The 4,330-nt window shown below is 71.2% G+C and carries 4 protein-coding genes; 1 reads left to right on the top strand and 3 read right to left on the bottom strand.

Annotated features, from left to right (window positions below; translation table 11 throughout):
* Positions 1-88: 88 nt before the first annotated feature.
* From AOK08_RS25750 to AOK08_RS25740, 3 genes are read right to left on the bottom strand one after another with little or no spacing between them, the layout of a single operon-like run.
* Positions 89-1,222: an Mrp/NBP35 family ATP-binding protein gene (locus tag AOK08_RS25750; protein WP_055530343.1), complete on the bottom strand. Its 1,134-nt coding sequence runs from the start codon at positions 1,220-1,222 to the stop codon at positions 89-91.
* Positions 1,223-1,265: 43 nt separating this feature from the next.
* Positions 1,266-1,883 (bottom strand): DUF1003 domain-containing protein, encoded by a 618-nt coding sequence (locus AOK08_RS25745; RefSeq protein WP_055530339.1) that lies wholly within the window; start codon positions 1,881-1,883, stop codon positions 1,266-1,268.
* Complete coding sequence (locus AOK08_RS25740; RefSeq protein WP_055530337.1) at positions 1,873-3,216, bottom strand: magnesium transporter MgtE N-terminal domain-containing protein; 1,344 nt, start codon at positions 3,214-3,216, stop codon at positions 1,873-1,875. Before AOK08_RS25740 ends, AOK08_RS25745 begins: the two co-directional genes overlap by 11 nt.
* Before the next feature lie 265 nt (positions 3,217-3,481).
* Here AOK08_RS25740 and AOK08_RS25735 point away from each other — a divergent pair, with 265 nt between their 5' ends.
* Positions 3,482-4,192 (top strand): hypothetical protein, encoded by a 711-nt coding sequence (locus tag AOK08_RS25735; RefSeq protein WP_198539400.1) that lies wholly within the window; start codon positions 3,482-3,484, stop codon positions 4,190-4,192.
* Positions 4,193-4,330: the final 138 nt, after the last annotated feature.

Raw genomic sequence — 4,330 nt, 5'->3', positions numbered from 1 at the left:
CCCCCGCGCCGCTGAAAGCGCAAGCCCCGCCCGCCGGAAAGTGCCAGCCCGCGCCCCCTCCCGAAAGCGCGAGCGCGAGCTCCGCCTGTCAGAACTTGTTGCGCGGTGTGATGCCCAGGGACATGCCGGAGAGGCCGCGCTGTCTGCCGCCCAGTTTGCCCGCGATGGCGCGCAGGGCTGCGCCCGCCGGGGAGTTCGGGTCGGACAGGGCCACCGGGGTGCCGTTGTCGCCGCCCTCGCGGAGGCGGACGTCGATCGGGATGGAGCCGAGGACCGGGACCGTCGCGCCCGTGGTGCGGGTGAGGCCGTCGGCGACGGTCTGGCCGCCGCCCGTGCCGAAGACGTCGACCATCTCGCCGCAGTGCGGGCAGGGCAGGCCCGCCATGTTCTCGACCACGCCGACGATCTTCTGGTGGGTCTGGACGGCGATGGCGCCCGCGCGCTCGGCCACCTCGGCCGCCGCCTGCTGAGGCGTCGTCACGACCAGGATCTCCGCGTTCGGGACCAACTGGGCCACCGAGATCGCGATGTCGCCCGTGCCCGGCGGGAGGTCGAGCAGCAGCACGTCCAGATCGCCCCAGAACACGTCCGCCAGGAACTGCTGGAGCGCCCTGTGGAGCATTGGACCGCGCCACACGACCGGGGTGTTGCCCGGGGTGAACATGCCGATGGAGATGACCTTCACGCCGTGCGCGGACGGCGGCATGATCATGTTCTCGACCTGGGTCGGCTTCCCCTCGACGCCCAGCATGCGCGGCACGCTGTGGCCGTAGATGTCGGCGTCGACCACGCCCACCTTGAGGCCGTCGGCCGCCATCGCCGCCGCCAGGTTGACGGTCACCGACGACTTGCCGACACCCCCCTTGCCGGACGCGACCGCGTACACGCGCGTGAGGGAGCCCGGCTTGGCGAAGGGGACCTCGCGCTCGGCCTGGCCGCCGCGCAACGCGGACGCCAGCTCCTTGCGCTGGCTGTCGCTCATGACGTCCAGCTCGACGTCGACGCGGGTCACACCCTCGACCCGCGAGACCGCCTCCGTCACGTTCTTCGTGATCGTGTCGCGCATCGGGCAGCCGGAGACCGTCAGGTACACGGCGACCGCGACCACCCCGTCCGCGCCGATCTCCACCGACTTCACCATCCCCAGTTCGGTGATGGGTCGCTGGATCTCGGGGTCGTTCACCGTCGCCAGTGCTTCACGCACCGCGTCTTCCGTAGCCATGTACCCGATGGTACGGGGCCGCACCGGGCCCCCGGAAAGCCCGTTACCGGTCTTCCGTGTCACGCCGCCGTGGCCGTTCCACCAGGAATGTGCCGGTTTTGGCGGAGTGGTGCCCGTCCTCGTGACGTTCCGCGTACCGCTCCTCCAGCTCCTTGACCAGGTCCTGGAGCTCGGAGCGGATCCAGTCCCGCGTGGCGACCTCGCCGAGCCCGATGCGCAGCGAGGCGATCTCGCGGGTCAGATACTCGGTGTCGGCGATCGACCGCTCGTTCTGTTTGCGGTCCTGTTCGAGGTTGACCTTGTCGCGGTCGTCCTGCCTGTTCTGCGCGAGCAGGATCAGCGGGGCCGCGTAGGAGGCCTGGAGCGACAGCATCAGCGTCAGGAAGATGAAGGGGTAGTGGTCGAAGCGCACGTCCTGCGGCGCGCTCACGTTCCACAACACCCACAGGACGATGACGACCGTCATCCAGACGATGAACCGCCCGGTGCCGAGGAAACGCGCGATGCGCTCGGACAGCCGCCCGAACGCCTCCGGGTCGTAGTCGGGCAGCAGCCGCCGCCTGGGCGCGCGCGGCTGGTCGAGGCGCACCCGGGGCCGGGAGGCCGCCGTGGCGCCGCTCGCCGCGCGCTCGCGGGTGCCGGTCTCGCGCTCAGGAGTCATGGTCGCCCGCCCGCTCGAACTCGCTCTCGTCATCGGTTTCGGCCCCACCATCGGTCTCGATCTCGGTCTCGGTGTCCGTGAAGTGGAACTCCGTCTCCCGCCAGTCCTCGGGCAGCATGTGGTCGAGTACGTCGTCCACGGTCACCGAGCCGAGCAGCGACCCGCTGTCGTCGACCACCGGGGCCGCCACCATGTCGTACGTCGCGAAGAAACCGGCGACGACCGGCAGTTCGGCGTCCGGGGAGAGCGTCTGCAGGTCGTCGTCGACGAGCGAGCCGACCAGGGTGTACGGCGGGTCGCGCAGCAGCCGCTGGAAGTGGACGGCGCCCAGATACTTGCCCGTCGGCGTCTCGTCGGGCGGCCGGCACACGTACACCTGCGCGGCGAGCGCGGGGGAGAGGTCGGGCTCGCGGATCCGGGCCAGCGCGTCGGCGACGGTCGCGTCCGGGCGCAGGATGATCGGCTCGGTCGTCATCAGACCGCCCGCGGTGTCCTCGCGGTACGCCATCAGGCGACGCATGTCGGCCGCGTCGGCGGGCTGCATCAGGCTCAGCAGCCGCTCCTGGTCGTCCTCGGGCAGCTCGCCGAGCAGGTCGGCCGCGTCGTCCGGGTCCATCGCCTCCAGGACGTCGGCGGCGCGCTCCTCCTTGAGCTTGCCGAGGATCTCGATCTGGTCGTCCTCGGGCAGCTCCTCCAGGACGTCGGCCAGCCGGTCGTCGTCGAGGGCGGCGGCCACTTCGGCGCGCCGTTTCGGCGACAGGTGGTGCAGGACGTTCGCGAGGTCGGCGGGGCGCAACTGCTCGAAGGTGGCGAGCAGGCTCTCTGCGCCCTGCCCGTCCTCCTCCAGGGAGAACCCGGTGACGGCGGACCAGCCGACGGTCATGGTCTCGCCGGTGTTGCGCCGGAAGGCCCCGCCGCGGCCCTTCCGCCGTACGAAGACCCGCTCGATCTCCCAGTCGCGGCGGGCCGGCAACTGTCGTACCGCCACGTCCAGGACGGTGACCTCCTCGTCGGTCTGGACGAGGGTGACGCGCCGGTCGAGGAGTTCGCCGAGGACGAGCCGCTCGGTGGGGCGCTGTTCGAAGCGCCGGACGTTCAGCACGCCCGTCGTGATGACCTGGCCGGACTCGATGCCGGTGACGCGGGTCATGGGCATGAAGACATGGCGCCGGGTGGTGAGTTCGACGACGAGGCCGAGCAGCCGGGGCGGCCGGTTGCCCACGCGCAGCATCGCGACGAGGTCGCGCACCCGGCCCACCTGATCGCCGTTCGGGTCGAAGACGGGCACACCGGCGAGGTGCGAGACGAAGACACGGGGTGAGCCTGGCGCCATGCCGTGCCTCCTGCCTCGAAGTGCGCTGCGGGAGCGCGTCGGAATGCGTCCAAGGGATCCGAATTGCCTGCTCGGATGCGCTTCAGGCTAGCCCGTCCGGTTCGGCCGTGCCTTGGCGGGGGGTCCGGACGGACTGGCTCCGCCGGGGGCCGACGGCACCGGTACGCTGCCGTCCACACCCCTCAGGACACCCGTACGAGAGGCAGCCCCACCTGTGTCTGCGATTCCCCGTGGCCGTACCCGCAGCGCCGGACCGGTGAGCGTGATGTGCGCCCTGGCCGTGACGGGGGCAGGGCTTCTGACGGGTTGTGGCGCCGACCCGGACGAGGGCACGAACGGGGTCGGCAGACTGCCCGCCGACACCATCCAGACGAAGACCCGTGCGGCAGCCGGCTCCGCCGACGCCGTACGCCTCTCCGGGACCGTGGTGACCAGCGGGACCACCTACACCCTCGACATGAGCCTCAAGGGCGACGGCGGCACCGGCTCGGTCACCGCGAAGGGGTCGACGTTCCGGCTGCTGCGGGTCGGGAAGCACCTGTTCCTGAAGGCCGACGCCGCGTTCTGGAACCACGAGGACGGCGGCAAGGGGAAGGGCGGCGGATCGGACACGGCCGCCGCCACCAAGCTCGGGGGCCTCTTCGTGAAGGTCCCGACCGGGGACCCCTCGTACAAGAAGTTCAGCGGCTTCACCGACAAGGACGTGCTCCTCGACGGCCTGCTCACCCTGCACGGCACCCTCGCCACGGACGGCCACCACACCCAGTCGGGCGTCCGCACGATCCGCATCACCGGCGACAAGGGCGACGGCGGCACCCTGGACGTCTCCCTTGAGGGCTCCCCCTACCCCCTCCGCCTCGTCCGCGCGGGCGGCGCGGGCACCCTCCTCCTGAGCGACTGGGGCAAGGACTTCCCCCTGGAGGAACCGAAGAAGAACGAAACGGTGGACTACGGCCAGGAACTCCCGGCGTCCTGAATCCTCCTGAGTCCTGCTGACTCCAGCTGAGTCCTGCTTCTCCGGGGCCCCGGCAATCCGGGGCCGCCCCCAACCCCCTAGGGAAGCCTTGGCAACCGGGGCCGCCCCCCCGGGGCGCGGGGAACTGCGCGACCAGCC

This window comes from Streptomyces graminilatus, assembly GCF_001418565.1.
Taxonomy (GTDB): Bacteria; Actinomycetota; Actinomycetes; order Streptomycetales; family Streptomycetaceae; genus Streptomyces; species Streptomyces graminilatus.
The sequence above is the reverse complement of the archived record's forward strand: the minus strand, read 5'-3'. Positions and strand labels throughout refer to the sequence as shown.